The sequence below is a fragment of the Vibrio sp. 811 genome (genome assembly GCF_033339195.1).
The window spans coordinates 1-804 of sequence record NZ_JAWOUB010000271.1; the positions used below are offsets into that span (position 1 = coordinate 1).

General features: G+C 49.1%; 1 protein-coding gene. It reads left to right on the forward strand.

The window, feature by feature from the left end:
- Nucleotides 1-804 (forward strand): choice-of-anchor X domain-containing protein (locus tag R7Q46_RS26290; protein WP_318078100.1); only part of this gene is annotated, 804 nt, incomplete at both ends.

Genomic DNA, 804 nt, shown 5'->3' on the forward strand with positions numbered 1-804 from the left:
TTTCACATCTCAAGCTCAGCACCGACGTATTCCCTAACCGTCTCTATAACGGAGAAGCGCTCAAGTTCACCGCGCGTTTAACTTCAGACGATAAGCCACTTGTCCTGCGAGACTTTCTCGACCGTGTCAACTTGCGAGTCACCTTTACTAAGTTTGTCGAAAATGAAGACGAACTGATAAAAGAAGCACGTCCAGTGCCGATGATCATTGGCGAATTTTCTGATGATGGTCGCGGTCTGGATGAACAAGCGGGCGATGGCGTCTTCACCGTTCAATTACCTATCGAAGTGGAACCGGGCAAGTACCGCGCACGAATCACTTCTGGAAACGGCGTATTTTTGCGTGCGCAAGAACAGGTGATTTTGGTGTACGCAAACCCAGTCTCACGTACGTTTATTCAATCTCGTAGCCCAGAGAAACCACATCAGCTGGTGGTTAGCGGTGAGCAAGGTATGATTGCTCCCGGTTCTATCGCGGTAAATGTCGAACAAAATGCACCTGATGGCTTCATTACCTACAGCCAAGGTCAAGTGTCACAGGATGGTATGAAAACCACCTTGAACTTGGATAACGATCCTGAACTGGGCAAGTACTCATGGCGCGGAGAAATCTTTGCAACGGATTTCGCAACCCAGCGTGCACTAGTGTTTCCTATTCAAGAACAAACCTTCAGTGTCGTTGATGAAGTGGATTTAGAGGCTGCCCGCATCGCCAAAGAAGCAGAGCTGGCCGAGCAACGCCGTATTGAGATGGAAAAACGCATCATTGCAGAGCGCGAAGCAGAGCGTAAACGCAGCATGATCA